The organism is Phytoplasma sp. (assembly GCF_035187685.1).
Taxonomy (GTDB): domain Bacteria; phylum Bacillota_I; class Bacilli_A; order Acholeplasmatales; family Acholeplasmataceae; genus Phytoplasma.
Genome location: NZ_CP131022.1, coordinates 236,705 through 254,333, shown reverse-complemented (window position 1 = coordinate 254,333; position 17,629 = coordinate 236,705). Strand labels below are relative to the sequence as shown.

Sequence of the window (17,629 nt, the reverse complement as noted above, 5' to 3'; positions counted from 1 at the left end):
ATTTTATTTAATTTGTTAAAAAATACTTTAAGTGCTACCAAAACCATCTTTACGACTTTTATTATTTGAAACAAAATCATTATTAGTTAAATAAAAATCTTTTAAAATACCTTGAGCTATTCTTTCTGTTTTTTTAATTTTGATTTCTTTATCAAATAAATTATATAAAGGTATGAAAATATGTCCTTCGTTTTTAGGATTATTATAATAATCACTATCTATAATTCCTACACTATTAGGCATGATTAACCCTTTTTTTACAGATAATGATGACCTAGGATAAATAAATAATACTTTATCAGAATCAAAACAACTTTTTATACCTGTAGGAAGTAAAAATAATTCTCGAGGTTTAATAATAATATCTATCGCAGATTCAAAATCATAACCTGCACTAAAAAGAGTTTGTCTTTGGGGCAAATTAATACCTTTATCTTTGTAAGAACTTATTATTTCAAAAAAAAATTTTACTTTATTTTGCAATTCTAATTACCTTTTATTCTTTTTTAACTAAATTTTGTTTATAAAAATTTCTAGGATGATGTTCTGAAAATTTATTTTTTAAAAAAACATCAGAAATATAAGTATAAATTTGAGTTGTTTTAATATTAGCATGTCCTAATAACTCTTGAACAACTCGCAAATCTGCACCATTATTTAATAAAATAGTAGCAAAGGCATGTCTTAAAGCATGCGGATTTATAGTAATCTTTTCATCAGTTTTCGAACTTAATTTATTCAAAATAAATCTAATCCCTTTTTCTGTTAAAGGATTACCTTTGTAATTAATTAATAAAAATTGATTTTTTGGTTGTTTCAAATTTTCTTTTTTATCTAAAAATTTATTTCTAATAGAAATTAAATAATATTTAAGCATATTGGATAAATTCTTATGAAGAGGCAAAAATCTTTCTTTTTTGCCCTTGCCATAAATTAAAATTCGATTATCGATTAAATAAATATCTTTGATTTTTAAATGAATTAATTCGCTGACTCTCAAACCGCAACTATAAAGTAAATCTAAAATAATATAATTTCTGTAACCTAAAATATTAGATATATCAATGGATTCAAATAAATGTTGAATAAATTGTTCAGATAAAATTTGAGGTAATTTTCTAGATTTTTTCTTTAATTTAATTAAATTAAAAATATTATGTTTAAAATGATATCTTTCAATTAAAAAATTATAAAAAGTTCTTAAGGCAGAAATCTTTCTTAAAATACTAATATTAGAAAACTTTTTAATACTTAAATAAGATACAAAATAGCGAGCTTCATTTGCTTTAGATAAATTATTGAAATTGAATTTCATATTTTTTTGAAACAAAAAATGCTGAAATTCTTTTACATCATAAACATAATTTTTAATAGTAAAAGGCGAATAATTACGCTCAATTTTTAAAAATATTTCAAATGTATTAATAAAATTCAATTTTTCACAACCAATACTAAATAATTTTTTTCATCAGACATTATTATTCAATTATTAATAAATTCCTTTTTTATTTATGTCAAGCAAAAGTATATTCAATTTTATTTATATTTTATTTATCAAAATTTAAATATTTGAATTTAATAAATCGCATTTTAATAAATTTAATAATATAATAAAATTTCGATTTTAACAAAATAATCATTGATAAGAAAAAGATGAAAACAAAAAAATATGAAAAATATCTATTTTTAATTGTAATTTTTGATAAAGGTATAGAATAAAGAATTTTAAACAAAACATTATCATAATTAATATGTTTTTCTAAGTCTAAACTTTCTTTATTAGCCTTCCCTTTCGTTGTTATAAAACGTTCTGTTTTATTATTTTTTTGTACTTCGTGTAATATAAAAGGGTTTTGTCTTAATACAGGATTAGTTTGAAATTGTTCATCAATATAAAAAACTACACATTCACCTTTTTTTAATTCTTCACGTTCTTTATCAGTTATTCTTTTTATCACAATTAAATCATTTTTATCGTACTTTGGTTTCATACTTCCACTAGATATATGATGAATATTAAAAAAAATAAATTTAGAAGTGTGTTTAGGAAACAAATAATTAGAAATATTTAACAAAATAAAATAAATAAGAATAAAGACAAAAACATAATATAAAAAATAAATAATAAAATTACAAAATCTTGATATTTTTTTGGCAATCACAGAAATTACTCTTATACTTTTTTTTAATTATATTGACAAAATAATTTGAATTAGATGAACTTGATTCGGATGTTTATAATAAAAAATACATTTAATATCAAATTTATGATTTTATAAATTATATATTAAAATAAATTTTAAAATTGCAAAAAATTTCGATCATAACTTTTAATTTATTAACTTACATTACAATTTTTTTATATCATAAAAATAATAACATAAAAAAAATATTTATGATATTTTTTTTATGTTATTATTTATGTAGTAAATAAACATTTTTTTAAATATTAGAAAGAAGAAAACATTTTAAAATCTTGTTTTTTTATAACCAACATATTTAAAGAAAGTTAGTGAAATAAATTAATGAATAAAATAAAATTAATTGCTACATTAGGACCCGCTTGTGAAGATAAAGAAATTTTAAAAAATTTATCTAAAAAAGGACTATCTGTAGTTCGTTTTAATTTTTCCCATGCTAATCACAAAAATAGCGAAAATATTTTAAAAATAATTAAAGATATCAATCAAGAAAATGATAATTATTTAGGAACTATGCTTGATACCCAAGGTCCTGAAATTCGAACTCATAATTTCGATGGAGAAGTTAAAATTGAAAAAAATTCTGAAGTAAGAATTGCTTTTAATGAAATTTTAGGAACAAAAGAAAAATTTTCTTTAACTTATGATAAATTATATGATGATATTAAAGAAGGTAATTTTATTTTTATTGATGATGGTTACTTAACTTTAGAAGTTGTTGGAAAAGATTCACAAAATCGTGAATTAATAACTAAAGCTAATAATAGTCATGTAGTTAAATCACGTAGAGGTGTTAATGTTCCAAATATCAAATTAAACATGCCTTATATTTCCGAAAAAGATAAAACAGATATTATTTTTGCTTGTCAACAAAACTATAATTTTTTAGCTCTTTCTTTTGTAAGAAGAAAACAAGATATTTTAGATGTAAGAAAAATTTTAAATACTCAACCGAATCATAATGTGCAAATTATTTCTAAAATAGAAAATCAAGAAAGCTTAGATAATTTAAAAGAAATTATTCAATTTTCTGATGGTATTATGGTAGCTCGTGGAGATCTAGGAATCGAAATTAATAGCGCGAAGGTTCCTTTTTATCAAACACAAATAATTCAAAATTGTTTACGTGTTGGCAAGCCTGTTATTGTAGCGACACAAATGTTAGAATCTATGCAAAAAAATCCTCGTCCTACCAAAGCAGAAACAAGTGATGTTTATAATGCTGTACTAGAAGGAACAACCGCTACAATGTTATCAGGCGAAACAGCTTCAGGACTTTATCCAAAAAATGCAGTGGCAACAATGTATCAAATTCAAACAGAAGCTGAAAAAAATATAAATCATGAATTACTTGCTCAAATGTATAATTCTGAAAATCCGGAAGATATTTTAACTTGGGGTATAATTCAAATTACTTTAAAACATTCTATTGCTGCTATTTTAGTAGATGATAAAAAATATGGAATTGCTTTATCTAAATTTAGAACTAAAACAAAAGTATTTGTTAAAGTAAAAAATATAAATGAAGCGACCTCTTTATCCTTAACTTTCGCTAATATTCCTTATTTAAATGATTCAGAATTAAAAAATAAACTAAATATTCTAAAAAAAGAAAATAATAATAATAAAAGTTTATTATTAAAAATAACAAAAGATAATTTAAAAATTATATCTTTTTAATTAAAAAATTTTTTTATTTTTTTAATATTTAAAATTGTTCAAGATGAAATAAAAAATAATTCAAAAACATAAATGATAAAAAACTAAAAATTATCTTTTCCTGTTTTTAAAAAAATTAAAAAATAAATTTTGTATAAAGTAGTCATTTTTTACAAAACTTTAAAAAATATAAATTTTATATATAAAGACATAATTTGCAAAAAAAATAAAGTTTTTTATTATTTATTAAAAAAATGTCAACCCTTTCAACCGTTGAGGAATAAAGAAAGTAAGAGTTATAATAAAAAAATAGATAAAAAAATACTCTAGATGATTTCGATAGCACAGATTTTAATAAACAAGACGACAATCAGTTATATATTATCTTTTGCATAAACATCGAAAAAACAACAATATAAAGGCCTTAAGGATATAACTACGCTCATCCTCTTAAATACAAAGATCCTAAATACTTTACTCGAAGAAGACAAAGACTAACTACCTTGGCGAGGCTTTCGTCGTCCACAATGACAACTTTAAATTAACAGACTTCCATCTCCACTGAAAAACCCTATTCGCCAAACTTTATCAATCTTCAAAGATAAACATAATACTAAAAAAGAATAATAAAAATAAAGTAGATTTAATCAATGATTAAATTAAAAAATCAATTTAAAACAATTTATCTTTTTTTAATTATTTTTGTAGGATTATTATTTATTTTTAATAATCATCAAGTGATGGCGACAAAAAACAATCAAAATAAAACCAATTGACAAGCAATTTATAATATAAAATTTCAAAATCTTTCTAAAGCAAACAAAAATGATAAATTAAAAATTAGTTATTATGTTAAAGATAAAAATTTATCATTTAGAAAATATGTATGAAAAAATAAATAAAATAAATTCGATAAAAAAACAAAAAAATAATCATAAAAATATTTTGTCAAAATTATAAAAATGCATCTAAAAACGCCATCAAAGAATTAATTGGCAAAATTAATCCTCATAAACTAGAAACCTTACAATTATATCAATTAGACCTTAATAAAGTAGATAAATACAATAAACCTATCAAAACCAACTATAAAAAAGGCTTAAATGTTATTTATTATCAGTTGAAAGATTTCAAATATATCCAATTTTTCTTAACTAAGTCAAAACAAGGTTATCGGGTAAAAAAACATCCTAAATATAAATATATTTCTCAAGACTGACACTTTTATGACACTTCACTAACAGTTTATTGATATTTTTATGACACTTTATCCCTTTCAATACCCTATACAAACACAAACCTCTTTTAACGAGTGATATTTTATATTTTATATCGATAATGATAATGATACTCGATATTTGATATTATCGTTGTATCTTTTATCTATCATTATTATTAATCGATATAAAAAAAGATTTCTTTTTTAAAAACTTAATTTTTTAAAATATTTTAATTTATTAATAAATTTTAATTTTTAAATTAACTGCCTAACCAGTATTAGTTAATGAGGTTTTTTATAAAAACATCTAATAAGTGTTTTAATAAATAATTAAAACTATTTCTTAATATAAAAAACTTTTAGAGTTATAATTGTCAATATACTAAAAATATATAAAGGTGATTAATATCAAATTAATGCATAAATTAAAACAAAAACTGAAATTATTACAAAAAATGCTTTCTCAAATTCATAATATCAACAAAGAAATAGTTTTTAAGTTAGTGAAACAGTTTGAAAAAGACCTCAATTTAACCACAATTTTAAAAACCATTCAAATAAAACGGAGTACCTATTATTATTGGTTAAAAACTGAAATAAAATTAAAATTAAAGCAAGAAAAACAATTATTACAAGAAAAACGTATTGCATCTTTATGTAAAATTCATGAATATTTCTTAGGGCATCGAAAAATCACTGATTTATACTTAAAAACTTTTAATGAAACTATCACTAAGAAAAAAGTTTACCATATTATGAAAGAAAAAGGCATTTGTTGTCGTTTAAGGATGAAAAAAAATAAATACTGTTATCATTCTTTGAAAGAAAATTTAAATATAGTGCCTAATTTAATTAAACAAGACTTTAAAACAACCCAACCGATGCAAAAACTCTTTACCGACATTACTTATTTTAAAACTAATGAAGGATTTTTATATTTTTCTTGTATTATCGACGCTTTTAACAACCAAATTATCGCTTCACATGTTTCTGATAAACAAAATAAAGCTTTAATTCTAAACACTATCAAAAAAATTCCTAAACTAAAAAATCCTTGTATTATCCACTCTGATCAAGGCGCAGTTTATCAATCTCAAAAAATACAAAAAATTTTAGTTAAAAAAGGTTTTCTTATCAGCATGTCGCGTAAAGCCACCCCTAGAGATAACGCTGTTATTGAAAATTTATTCGGTCAAATGAAAAGCATTTTATTCAATCGTCATCCTTTATTATTTCAAGATTCCAATGCCAAAATAAGCAAAATCATTAACCAATTCCCTTCTTTTTGGAATAAAAAATGGTTGTTAACCAAATTAAATTATCTTTCGCCTATCCAATATAATAAACAAAGTTTAAGATAAAAGAATTAAAAAATTTTTAAAAACCAGACCTTTTAAAAAAGGTAACTTTTTTGCGCCTTTTTTTGCATAAAATGTTATTATTAATAATAAAAATCATTTTCTTTTCATTTTATAGGTGACTTTTGAACTTTTTTTACCTAACTATATAGTGAGAGGTAAAATATAAAAAAAAATATCTTTTGAAACTAACAAATTATGAAAAAACATTAGACACAATTGAAACTAATCAAAATGCTTTGTGATTTTGAAAAGATATGCAATTATCAACTTAATTTTAAGTCTTAAAGAACAATTTTATAGATAAAAATTGTATAAAAAAACGGAACAGTGCAATTTAACCAACATTTTGATACCTTAGACATAACAGGAAATTTAATTCATAAAAAGGAAAATATTTTAGAATCCCAACAAATAAAACAAAACTCTCTTTATTTTGATAAAAAAAAATATTCACAAATACCTCCTATGTATTCTGCTATCAAAATAAAAGGTCAAAAGATGTATAATTTAGCAAGAAAAAATATTCAAATTGATATTCCGCCTAGACAAGTTCATATTAAAAATTTCAAAATAATTCCGCCTTTTACAAATGATTCCATAAATTTTAAAACAAAAGTTTCAAAAGGAACTTATATAAGAAGTTTAATTAGAGATATTGCAGCCAGAATGAATACTTATGGAGCTTTAAAAAATTTAATTCGAACTAAAATAGGTTCTTATAATTTAAAAAATGCTCAAAATATTGAATCAATTACTTTTGAAAATTTAATAGATGTTAAAGAACTTTTTCAAAAAACACAAAAAATAATTTTAAATGATTTTTTAATTAAATTAGTTAAAAATGGTATTATTTTAGACGAAAGACAAATTATAACTCGAAAGTCTTTCGTTGTTTTAGATCAAAAACAAAATTGGATAGCTTATTACGTAACTATCAAAAAAAATAAATATTATCCTAAGTATTTTTTTTAAAATTCGAAAAAATTATCTAATTTAATAAAATTAATTTTACCAAAAATTTAAGAATCTCATTTTTTTATAATTCTTTTTTAATAGAATAACTATAACTTAAAAGTATTAATAATAAAATTAACAAACCAATTATTATTAATCAAATAAATAATTAAAATATGTTTTGAAAAAAATATTTATATCTTTTAAAATTTCAAACTTAAAAATCCTTGAAAATCAATTATTACATTTATAAAAAAAATATCAAACAAAATAGATAATAGTTGAAGTAAAACTAATTTAGTTAACTTTCAAAGATTATTAAAAATCTTCTAAAAAATTTTAGGACTCTTAAAATTATTCTAATAATGTAATTGTTATTTTTTTAAATTTTCTTTTAAAATTCGATAAATCAGCTATATAATAAAAAATTTTATATTTTTAACAAATTATTGTAATAAAGTGGTTTTGCTTACTTGCCTTCTATAATGTATATCAAAAACTAATTCAAAATGAGGGTAATCAATGAAATTTTCTAATTTTTTCTTTTTTGTATTCCGATAAAAATACAAAACTATCTTTATTTATTTTGAGAAAATAATCGTAACATAAATAAATTATATTTTATTAAAGAAGTTTTATTTTTTTGCAATTCTCTTTATGTCACTATTTCTTTGATAATATAATAAATAAAAAAGTTAACTCACAAATGTGATAATATTGTATATGTGTGCCTTTAATTTTAAGTTTATTATTTTTTTATAAGAGAAGCTTAGTAATTTATTATGAGAAGAGTTTACAAATGATAAAAAAATTAGTAATAATAAAATTTTTTATATTATTAAAAATGGTTTAAAAAAATTTAAGTATAAATAATACAAAGGAGTTTTTAAAATTAATGTTGAAATTAAAAAATCAATTTAAATTTATTTGCATTTGTTTATTTTTTTTGATTTTTATGAACAATAATAAAATTTTAGGTATGAATAATGAACATTTTCCAGAAAGTAATGATGATTCTTCAAAAAATAATCATAATATAATGGAAGAACTTAATGATCATCGTATATTGCTAGCTTTATCACTAGAACAAGGTTTGTTAGGAATACAAATGTCTAACAATCCTTCTGAAGAAGAAATATTATCTATTCAAAATAGGTTTCAAGAAATCAGACAACAAATTATTATTATTTGTCAACGTCGATTGCAAAGAACAGAACAAAAACTTATACAAAAACCAAAAAACAAGGACAATGGCAATATTTCTAGATAAAATTATTAAAAAATTTATTCAATATAATATTTACAAAATATCTAAAATTAAAGAAATAAAATTTATTTATACAAAAAAATCATACCTACACAGTATGATTTTTTTGTATATAATTTAAAATAATTAAGTTGAATCCAATTATTTTATTACTTAAATTTTTGATTTTTAAAATTCTTTTGAGTTTTATTTTTATTATTTATATTCATATTATATTTATAATATAGTTTTTTGTTTAATCTTTATTATCACTGGTGTAAATTGTTTGGCTGTATTATATTATAGATTTGTTCTAAACATTCCAAAAAATTTTTGTAAGCATTTGAAAACACCTCTTCGACGATATTGTCAACTAAAATATTTATTTTTTATTTAAAATATTGTTTCGATAAAGTAACAAAATAATGACGTAGTTGTCTATCTATAATATATATTTTTTACCATTTTTATCTAAAAAAACTTTTAAAACTAAAATTCTTCAACATATGCTTTATATTTTATTTTTTTAAAAAAATTTAAATAATAAATTAAATTATATTTGTAAATATAATTATGCAAAAACATATAATAAAAATTTATTCAATGATTTTATTATTTTTAACATCAAAATATTTATATTTATATATTGAATATGTATTATCAATATTTTTTGTTATTTTTTGCATTCTAAGTCCTTGTTCATTATATTTATAATCTTGAACAGTCATATTCATTATTTTATTTTGTGTAATTAAAGAAAAAAAGAAATTTTTTATTATTTTCATTTTATAAAGAATTTTTTTAGTCTTTTGACCTAAATCATTGTATTCATAAATAAATGTTTTTTTTGATATAAATAAATTATTATGATATTTAATTATTTTTTGTACTAATTGATTTTGAATATTATATTTAAATTTAACTTTAAATCCGTTTTTGAAATCTATCAAACTGACTAATTGATTTTTGTTATTATATTTGAATATACATTCAATATTTTTTATTTCATTTTTCAAATAAACTAATTGATTTTTGTTATTATACTCAAATGTATTCAAATTTTCTTGTAACAATTGATTATAACTATCGTTTCCATCCCAATAAATTTTTTCTATTCTTTTAGTCATTTTATGTTCGTGATTATAATAATATTCATAAATTCTTTTTATTGTGTTATTTTGTTTTTTTGCTAATAATTTGGTATTTCCATCATAACCATAATCATATATTTTTTCTACTTTATCATTTTTTATTCTTTGAATTTTAATTATATCTGGTATAGGTTTTTTGTTTTGTTCTAATTCTATCAGACCATATACTGAAAAAATATTGTAATTAATTTTTATAAAAAAACAAATAATTAAGATAAATAAAATTTTGTATTTTTCTGTTTTAATGTTATCAATTCTTTCTTTTTTTTCTAAATAAAATCATTATCTTATAAATAACTAACAAGCGTATTTTATAATTTAGCATTTTATATTCAAATTTTATTAAATGAATATGTGAATTTAATTTATAAAAAAATCATCTTTATTCAAACGTTCAAAAAGTTTTATCTTAACATTCAATTCTTTTTCCGTTGTAAGCCCAAATATCTTTAAACTTTCAAATGTAATATCTTCTGCTTTGATCTGTTTTAAAATATTATTAGCTGTTATTGGTAAAAAAGGTTGTAATAAAACACCTATAAAACGAATAGTTTCGATCAAAGAATACAAAACAAAATCTAATTTATCTAAATTTTTTGTATCTTTAATTAAATTCCATGGTTTAGTAAAATCAATATATTTATTACATAAACGAGATAATTTTAAAATACATTCTAAAGCATCACCTATTTTATAATCTTTCATATGATAGCGTACACAAGATACGGTATTAGCAGTTTCTTGAATTAAATTAATTGTTTCAAATTCTTTAACAGGTTTTAAATTTTTACTTAATTTTTTATTTTTATATTTTTCAATCATTCCTAAAGTACGGTTCAATAAATTACCTACAGTATTCACGAGATCTGTATTATATCTTTCAAATAAAAGGTCATAAGTTAAAACACCATCAGAAGTATAAGGTGTTTCATGTAAAACAAAATAACGAATAGCATCTACAGGAAAAATTTTTAATAAATCATCTGTATAAATAGTATTATTTAAAGATTTAGACATTTTTTTATTATTAAATAAAATCCAAGGATGAATTAAAAATTTTTTTGGCAAAGACAAATCTAAAGCCATTAATAAAATAGGGAAATAAATCAAATGAAATCTACTAATATCTTTTCCGATAACATGAACATCACAAGGCCAAAATTGTTTAAACTTAAGACTTTCTTCCTCATCAAAAAAAGGATAATTTAATCCTGTAATATAATTACTTAAAGCATCTATCCAAACATAAACCACATGTTTAGGATTAATATTTAACTTAATGCCCCATTTAAATGAAGTTCTCGAAATAGATAAATCATCTAAAGGAGTATTTAATAAATTCAAAATTTCTTTTTTAATATGAAGAGGGAGAATTAAATCAGGTTCATTCTCTAAATAATGTAATAATTTATCTTGATATTTAGATAATTTAAAAAAATAAACTTCTTCTTTAGTCCAAACAGGAGTTTCTCCGTCAACTGTTTTTCCGTCAATTAAATCTTTTTCAGAAATATAACTTTCATCGTTAACAGAATACCAACCTTCATATAAACCTAAATAAATATCTCCTTTTTGAAAAAGTTTATCAATAATCATTTGAACTTTTTTTTTATGATTCAAAGAACTTGTTTTTATAAAAAAATCATATTTAATATTCATTCGGTTATAAATAGCTTTTACTTTATCAGAAATTTGATTAACATAATTTTGAGCATCTAAACCTGATTGTAATGCTTTTTTTTCTATTTTTTGACCATGTTCATCGGTTCCTGTTTGAAAATAAACTTGATAGCCTTCTAATCTTTTAAATCTTGCTATAACATCAGCCAAAATCATTTCATAAATATTACCAATGTGAGGGATAGAAGAAGCATAAACAATAGAAGTTGCGATATAAAAATTTTTTTTATCAACTAAATTACTCATTTATCTCTTTTACACCTTTATTTTATTTTTTTTGAATCTTAAACTTATTAAAAAGTATTTTTTTAGATATTTTACGTGCTCGTGCTACTTTAATGAAAGCTTCTTTTTCATTATAACCTTGTTCTAAGAAAAAATTAATATGTTCTTCTAAACTAATATCTTGATATAAATAATTATTTTTATTAGTTTCTATAACTAAAACATATTCCCCTCTTAAAGATAATTTTTGTTCCAAAATTTCTTCTAAAGAACCAGTGATAATAGTTTCAAATTTTTTAGTTAATTCTCTAGACAAAGAGATATTTCTTTCTCCATAACAAACTTGAATTAATAATAATGTTTCTTTAATTCTTGGAGCAGATTCATATAAAATTAAAGAACCTTCAAAAAAACGATATTTTAATAAAATTTTTTTCTTCATCTCTTTTTTTTTAGATAAAAAACCTAAAAATAAAAAAGGAGTTTCAAAAGAAGAAAGAACAAAAGCAGCCAAAAAAGCAGATGGACCAGGGATAACAGTTACATGAAAACCAACTTTTTTAACTTCTTGAACTAAAAAAAGACCTGGATCACTAATTAAAGGTGTTCCGGCATTACTAATTAAAGCTAAATTTTTACCTTCTTTTAATAAAAATAAAACTTGTTGAAGACGTTCTTTTTCATTGTATTTATGCAAAGAAATTAATTTATTTTTGAAATCATAAAAATGTAAAATTTTCAAAGCCATTCTAGTATCTTCAGATAAAATGTAATCAACTTTTTTTAAAGTTTCTAAAGCTCTAAAACTTAAATCAGACATATTACCAATAGGTGTCGCAACTAAATACAAAATATTTTTATTTTGAAGAAAAGTTTGTTGAATAGTAACCATATTATTTAGAACCAAAAACTCCTATAAAAGATTTTATTTTTTTATCTAGTTCTATGAATAATAAAACACAACAAGAACGAGAATCTAAAAATATTTTTTTTTGTTCTACATCTAATAAACAATTCCAAATTTCAATAATCACTGAAAAAGGTAATTTATTATAAAAAGTGTTGTTTGATAAAAAACTTGGAAAAAAAGAAACAAAATCATTTTTTTTATAATATAAATCTAAAAAAAAATTTATCACAAGCAATATAAAATCATCCATAAAATATTTGTCTTTAATTAAAAAACGAACATGAAAAAATAATTTAGAAACTATTTCTTTTTCTGGTAAAGTATTCAAAAAAAATACAAAAAATTTTTTTAAATCATAAAAATAATCATCTATTTCTATTGTTCTATTCTTTTTCAATAAAGAAATTAAAATTATATCTAATTCATTTAATTGTTCAACTTCGTTAACCAAAGATAAATCAGTATAGTGTTTATTTGCTAAAGAAAAAATTTGAGCACGAGATAAAATAGTTGGAAGTAATAGATGACGATCTTTAGTCAATAAAATACCCAAAATATTTTCGTTAATAGGATTTTCTAAAAAATACAGCAAACTATTAGAAGAATTATAAGATATATTTTCGATCCCATTAATAACATAAACTTTTTTTTCTTGAATTAAAGAAGTTTGATTGAAATAAGATTGCATTGCTAAAATTTGTTCTTTAGTTATTTTCTTATCATAAGAATCTAAATAATAAAAATTAGGATAAGAAAAAGTTCTTATAAGTTTTTTTAAAGATTCAGAACAATTTGAATTTTTTAAAAATTCATAAACCAATTCAAACATAAATAATTTTTGTTCTTCTATATTTGAACTTTCTATTAAATAAAGATGAGTTAATTTCTTATTCTGAATAATGACTTTAAATTTTTCTAATAATTCATTTTTATTAATCATATTTTATTTTTTAATAATTGTTCGATTTTTTTTTCGATTATTAACTCAATCTCTTCTAAAGAAAGAGAAGCATCTATTTTATAAATTCTATTAGGATATTCTTTATAAAGTTGAAGATAGCCTTTTCTTACTTCATTATGAAAATTAATTTTTTCTAAATCAAAATATTCTATTTTATCTTTTCTTTGAACATTTAACCTTTGTATACCGATTTTAGGATCAATATCTAAATAAAAAGTTATATTAGGTAAATATTGAATAGCCAAAAAATTAATTTGTTTTATAAAATCTGAACCTAATTGTCTAGCATATCCTTGATAAGCTATAGAAGAATCCAGATAACGATCACAAATAACAATTTTATTTGCTTTTAAAGCAGGAATAATTATTTTTTTTAAATGTTCTGTTCTATCAGAGGCATATAACAAGGCTTCTGTATAAAAATCAATTTTATCATAAAATCGTAACAGAAGTTTTCGGATTTCAATATTCAAAGGCAAATAACATCCTGGTTCTTTAGTTAAAATAACTTCATATTTTTTACGAATTTTTTGACATAAAAATTTAGATAAAGTAGTTTTGCCTGTTCCTTCACAGCCTTCAAAAGAAATAAACATTATATATTTTCCTTTTTAATAAAAAATTTTTTTTAAACAAAGCCCATTAGCAGGTGCGATAAAAGATAATTTCTTATTTTCTTCTATATTAAACATGTTTTTTAAATCTATCAAAGTTTTTTTTCTTTGACCTATCAAAATCAAAAAACCTACTAAAAAAAGAATCATTTGTTTTAAGAAACCTTTTCCATGAAAAAATAAAATAAACTGGTTTTGATTTTCTCTTAAATAAACTTCATAAATTAACTTAATTGTCTTTTTTTTAGAATCTTTATTACTAGTAAACAAAGCAAAATCTTTTTCTCCTGTTAACAATAACATTGCTTGTTCAATTAAAAAGAAATCAAGATTTTCAAAATATACTTGAAAACGATAATTAAAAGGGTTTAATTTATGTTTTGAAAAAACATACTGATAAATTTTAGATTTAGAATCATAACGAGCATGAAAAAAAGAATCAACATGTTCTATATCTAAAACTTGAATATCGTTAGGAAAAATTTTATTTAAAGCTCTTTTTAAAGAATCTGGTTCAATCCAAAAAGAAGTTTTAAAATTAATAATTTGTTCTTTGGCATGAACTCCTTTATCAGTACGACTAGCAGCTATAGTTTTTATTTTTTGTTTAGTTATCTTAAATAAAGATAATTCTAAAACCGATTGGATAGTTATTACATTATTCTGTCTTTGATAACCATAATAATTAGTTCCATCATAACTTAAAGTTAGTTTAAAATTGAAAGTTTTCAAATAAAACCTCTTTATATATTAAATTTTATTATTAAATATTAAAACTCAACAAAAAGAATATCAAAATAAAAACAAAAACAAAACAATCCATTTGTTTGATTTTATAATTATGAAATTTTGTTCGTTTATTACCTAAAACATAACCTCTAGTTTCCATTGCATTAGCCAAAACAAAAGATTTTTTAAAAGCTAAAATAAGAATAGGAACTAATAAAGAAATTAAATAATAAACTTTTTTTATAATATTTTTGGTATAAAAATTAAGACCTCTAGATATTTGAGATTTTAAAATTTTTTGACTTTCTTCTAACAAAAAAGGTATAGACATAAAAATTAAAGACATCATAAGAGAAAAAACTTCGACAGGAAACTTAATAAATTTCAAAGGTTTTAAAATAATTTCTAAACCATCATTAATTTCGATAAAAGAAGTTGTTTTACTAATTAATAAATTAATCATAAAAAATAAACAAATACGAAACAAAATCACAAAAATGTTCCAAAAAACTTTTTTGTCAAAAAAAAACGGTGTTAAATAATGGAAAAAAATGTCTTCGAAAAAAAATCCTAAAACAGAAGGTAATAAAAAAAAAGAGATCGACATAATAAAAAAATAAATATTTTTATATGTTTCTCTTTTTACAAAAAAAAATGATACAAAATATAAAAAAATAATAAGAAATGTAAATAATTTTGTATCAATTTTAAAAATATAAAAAGATAAATCGTTTGAATTTATCATTCGAGAATTAACATTAAGCCATAGATTAAAAAAGAAAAAAAATTTTAAACTAAAAATTTGTCTTATTAATTTTCTAAAAAAATTAGGAACAATATTTGATAAAAATATAAAAACATAAATAAAAAACATAAAATAAGTTAAATAAAATATTGTTTTTGTTGATATTAACTTAAATTCAGTATTTAAATCTAAATTAAAACTAAAAACAATTTTAAAAATTAAAAGAAATAAAATAATTTTTAAAGAAGGATGAATTTTATATATAAAAGATTTCGCTTTTGTATTAACCATCTCCATTTGTTTTTGTATAACCTTTATAAATTTTTTTCAAATATTGTAATAATTCTTCATATGAAAACTTAGGTTCAAAAGGAATACCTAATTTTTTATTTAAAAATTTTAAAATTTTAAAACTTTGTGGTTCTGATAAACCAAATTCTGATAATTTATATTTCATAAAAAAAATCTTTTTTAAATCAAAGAAAAAAATTTCCCCTCGATCTAAAAAAAGAATTTTATTAGCGTATTCAGCAACTAAATCCATATCATGAGTAATAAACATAATGGTATTACGTTCTTTTTGATTTTTATTTTTTAAGATAGTCATAATTTCTTTTTGACTATTAACATCTAAACCTCTAGTAGGTTCATCCAAAATCAAAATAGATGGTTCAATAGCTAAAACCCCAGCAATAGCAACTTTTCTTTGTTGCCCTTCAGATAATTTAAAAGGGGATTGTTCGAATAAATATTCATGTATTCCTACTTGTTTTAAAACTTGAATAGCTTTTCTTTTTGCTTCATTGTCATTTTTATTAAAATTCTTAGGTCCGAACATAACATCTTTTAAAACAGTATTCTCAAAAAGTTGATATTCTGGAAATTGAAAAACTAAACCTATTTTTTGCTTTAAAGAAATTAAATTTTGTGGAGATGTTTTTTTATCTATTTTATGTCCAAAAATATTCAAATAACCTTCAGAAGGAATCAATAAACCATTCATCAATTGAACTAAAGTTGATTTTCCAGATCCTATTTTACCAATTATAGATATAAAATCATCTTTTTCATTTATATCTAAATTTATATTTTTTAAAGCTGCTTTTGTTTTTTTATTATAGTAAAAAGTTACATCTCTAAACTGTATTGCCATAAAAAATCCTTTAATTTACTCATTTTTTTTTGATTTATTTCTAATGAATCTTGTATTTCTTCTAATTCATAATAAATTTTAAGTCCTAAGGGTAAATTATGAAAATATTTTTTTACAAATGACATATCTTTTAATAAATTGGAACTTGTATCTTGTTTTATTAAATTACCTTTTTCCAAAATCATAATTTTATCACTCTTTAAAGCAAAAGATAAATCATGAGTTATTGTAATCAAAATTTTATCTTTTTGTTTATGGATATTTTTAATAATGTTAAATATTTCTTTAGAACTTTGAGGATCTAAAAAAGATGTAGGTTCATCAAAAATAATAATATCTGGATTCATAGCTAAAACAGAAGTTATTGCTACTTTTTGTTTTTGACCACCAGATAATTCATTAGGTTTAGAGTTTAATAAATGTTTAATATTAAACATTTTAGCGTATTTATCAATTGTATCTTTTATTTCTTCTCGTGATAATAATTTATTTTCTAAACCAAAAGCAATATCACTTTCAACATCAAAACCAACAAATTGATAATCAGGATTTTGAAAAACAATACCCATTAAAGAACGTAATTGAAACAAATTATTTTCTTTTAATTCATTATTATTAATAAAAATTTGACCTTTATTTTGTTTTAATAAACCAATTAAAATTTTAGCTAAAGTAGTTTTTCCAGAACCATTATCACCGACAATAGAAACCCATTGGCCCATAGAAATTTCAAAATTCAAATCATTAAAAATTTGTTTATCTTTATAATTAAAACTTAAATTTTTAACAATTATCATTTTAAATTAACCTTTTTATTTTCT

General features: G+C 20.7%; 17 protein-coding genes and 1 pseudogene. 6 read left to right on the top strand and 12 right to left on the bottom strand.

The genetic code is table 11. The annotated features are described in order from the left end of the window. Positions 1-27: 27 nt before the first annotated feature. The 3 genes from Q2306_RS01175 to Q2306_RS01165 form a co-directional block, all read right to left on the bottom strand. On the bottom strand, positions 28-483 hold the full coding sequence (locus tag Q2306_RS01175) for a dUTP diphosphatase (protein WP_323847920.1): 456 nt from the start codon (positions 481-483) through the stop codon (positions 28-30). Between the two features lie 13 nt (positions 484-496). Further along, positions 497-1,435 (bottom strand): tyrosine-type recombinase/integrase, encoded by a 939-nt coding sequence (locus Q2306_RS01170; RefSeq protein ID WP_323847919.1) that lies wholly within the window; start codon positions 1,433-1,435, stop codon positions 497-499. A gap of 112 nt (positions 1,436-1,547) precedes the next feature. Then, entirely contained in the window at positions 1,548-2,162 is a 615-nt protein-coding gene (locus Q2306_RS01165) for a S26 family signal peptidase (RefSeq protein ID WP_323847918.1), read from the bottom strand. A gap of 363 nt (positions 2,163-2,525) precedes the next feature. Between Q2306_RS01165 and pyk the strand changes: the two genes are divergently transcribed. The 6 genes and pseudogenes from pyk to Q2306_RS01135 all read left to right on the top strand — a co-directional run bounded on the left by pyk (position 2,526) and on the right by Q2306_RS01135 (position 8,664). Next, the gene (gene pyk / locus Q2306_RS01160; protein ID WP_323847917.1) at positions 2,526-3,881 is read left to right on the top strand and encodes a pyruvate kinase; all 1,356 of its coding nucleotides are present in this window, start codon (positions 2,526-2,528) and stop codon (positions 3,879-3,881) included. Positions 3,882-4,510: 629 nt separating this feature from the next. Then, entirely contained in the window at positions 4,511-4,636 is a 126-nt protein-coding gene (locus tag Q2306_RS01155; protein WP_323847916.1) for an SVM family protein, read from the top strand. 176 nt (positions 4,637-4,812) lie between these two features. Beyond that, a pseudogene (locus Q2306_RS01150) lies at positions 4,813-5,079 on the top strand (phase variable surface lipoprotein); the annotation flags it as partial. A 416-nt stretch (positions 5,080-5,495) separates the two neighbouring features. Then, positions 5,496-6,440 (top strand): IS3 family transposase, encoded by a 945-nt coding sequence (locus tag Q2306_RS01145; RefSeq protein ID WP_323847915.1) that lies wholly within the window; start codon positions 5,496-5,498, stop codon positions 6,438-6,440. Positions 6,441-6,767: 327 nt separating this feature from the next. Further along, positions 6,768-7,412: a pseudouridine synthase gene (locus tag Q2306_RS01140; protein ID WP_323847914.1), complete on the top strand. Its 645-nt coding sequence runs from the start codon at positions 6,768-6,770 to the stop codon at positions 7,410-7,412. A gap of 877 nt (positions 7,413-8,289) precedes the next feature. Next, positions 8,290-8,664, top strand: a complete 375-nt coding sequence (locus Q2306_RS01135) for a hypothetical protein (protein ID WP_323847913.1) — start codon at positions 8,290-8,292, stop codon at positions 8,662-8,664. A gap of 572 nt (positions 8,665-9,236) precedes the next feature. Here the strand turns inward: Q2306_RS01135 and Q2306_RS01130 are convergent. The 9 genes from Q2306_RS01130 to Q2306_RS01090 all read right to left on the bottom strand — a co-directional run bounded on the left by Q2306_RS01130 (position 9,237) and on the right by Q2306_RS01090 (position 17,605). Then, a complete protein-coding gene (locus Q2306_RS01130) occupies positions 9,237-9,767 on the bottom strand; it encodes a hypothetical protein (protein ID WP_323847912.1) in 531 nt (176 codons plus the stop codon). A gap of 384 nt (positions 9,768-10,151) precedes the next feature. After that, positions 10,152-11,717, bottom strand: a complete 1,566-nt coding sequence (metG, locus tag Q2306_RS01125) for a methionine--tRNA ligase (protein ID WP_323847911.1) — start codon at positions 11,715-11,717, stop codon at positions 10,152-10,154. Positions 11,718-11,739: 22 nt separating this feature from the next. Further along, positions 11,740-12,588, bottom strand: a complete 849-nt coding sequence (gene rsmI, locus Q2306_RS01120; RefSeq protein WP_323847944.1) for a 16S rRNA (cytidine(1402)-2'-O)-methyltransferase — start codon at positions 12,586-12,588, stop codon at positions 11,740-11,742. A gap of 1 nt (position 12,589) precedes the next feature. Continuing rightward, entirely contained in the window at positions 12,590-13,546 is a 957-nt protein-coding gene (locus tag Q2306_RS01115; RefSeq protein ID WP_323847910.1) for a hypothetical protein, read from the bottom strand. After that, entirely contained in the window at positions 13,543-14,163 is a 621-nt protein-coding gene (tmk, locus tag Q2306_RS01110) for a dTMP kinase (RefSeq protein ID WP_323847909.1), read from the bottom strand. The genes Q2306_RS01115 and tmk overlap by 4 nt, the downstream gene beginning before the upstream one ends. A 15-nt stretch (positions 14,164-14,178) precedes the next feature. Beyond that, positions 14,179-14,913 carry a tRNA pseudouridine(38-40) synthase TruA gene (gene truA, locus Q2306_RS01105; protein ID WP_323847908.1) on the bottom strand — a complete coding sequence of 245 codons (735 nt, stop codon included), beginning with the start codon at positions 14,911-14,913 and terminating at the stop codon, positions 14,179-14,181. Positions 14,914-14,944: 31 nt separating this feature from the next. Then, complete coding sequence (locus Q2306_RS01100; RefSeq protein WP_323847907.1) at positions 14,945-15,952, bottom strand: energy-coupling factor transporter transmembrane component T; 1,008 nt, start codon at positions 15,950-15,952, stop codon at positions 14,945-14,947. After that, entirely contained in the window at positions 15,939-16,808 is an 870-nt protein-coding gene (locus Q2306_RS01095; RefSeq protein WP_323847906.1) for an ATP-binding cassette domain-containing protein, read from the bottom strand. The genes Q2306_RS01100 and Q2306_RS01095 overlap by 14 nt, the downstream gene beginning before the upstream one ends. Further along, positions 16,784-17,605 (bottom strand): energy-coupling factor transporter ATPase, encoded by an 822-nt coding sequence (locus Q2306_RS01090; protein ID WP_323847905.1) that lies wholly within the window; start codon positions 17,603-17,605, stop codon positions 16,784-16,786. The genes Q2306_RS01095 and Q2306_RS01090 overlap by 25 nt, the downstream gene beginning before the upstream one ends. Between the last annotated feature and the right edge of the window lie 24 nt (positions 17,606-17,629).

Excerpts from the sequence above, each read along its gene's own strand:
- pyk (WP_323847917.1), top strand. The coding sequence starts at position 2,526 with ATGAATAAAATAAAATTAATTGCTACATTAGGACCCGCTTGTGAAGAT.
- Q2306_RS01155 (WP_323847916.1), top strand. The coding sequence starts at position 4,511 with ATGATTAAATTAAAAAATCAATTTAAAACAATTTATCTTTTTTTAATT.
- Q2306_RS01145 (WP_323847915.1), top strand. The coding sequence starts at position 5,496 with ATGCATAAATTAAAACAAAAACTGAAATTATTACAAAAAATGCTTTCT.
- Q2306_RS01135 (WP_323847913.1), top strand. The coding sequence starts at position 8,290 with ATGTTGAAATTAAAAAATCAATTTAAATTTATTTGCATTTGTTTATTT.
- Q2306_RS01130 (WP_323847912.1), bottom strand. The coding sequence starts at position 9,767 with ATGACTAAAAGAATAGAAAAAATTTATTGGGATGGAAACGATAGTTAT.
- metG (WP_323847911.1), bottom strand. The coding sequence starts at position 11,717 with ATGAGTAATTTAGTTGATAAAAAAAATTTTTATATCGCAACTTCTATT.
- rsmI (WP_323847944.1), bottom strand. The coding sequence starts at position 12,588 with ATGGTTACTATTCAACAAACTTTTCTTCAAAATAAAAATATTTTGTAT.
- Q2306_RS01115 (WP_323847910.1), bottom strand. The coding sequence starts at position 13,546 with ATGATTAATAAAAATGAATTATTAGAAAAATTTAAAGTCATTATTCAG.
- tmk (WP_323847909.1), bottom strand. The coding sequence starts at position 14,163 with ATGTTTATTTCTTTTGAAGGCTGTGAAGGAACAGGCAAAACTACTTTA.
- Q2306_RS01100 (WP_323847907.1), bottom strand. The coding sequence starts at position 15,952 with ATGGAGATGGTTAATACAAAAGCGAAATCTTTTATATATAAAATTCAT.
- Q2306_RS01095 (WP_323847906.1), bottom strand. The coding sequence starts at position 16,808 with ATGGCAATACAGTTTAGAGATGTAACTTTTTACTATAATAAAAAAACA.
- Q2306_RS01090 (WP_323847905.1), bottom strand. The coding sequence starts at position 17,605 with ATGATAATTGTTAAAAATTTAAGTTTTAATTATAAAGATAAACAAATT.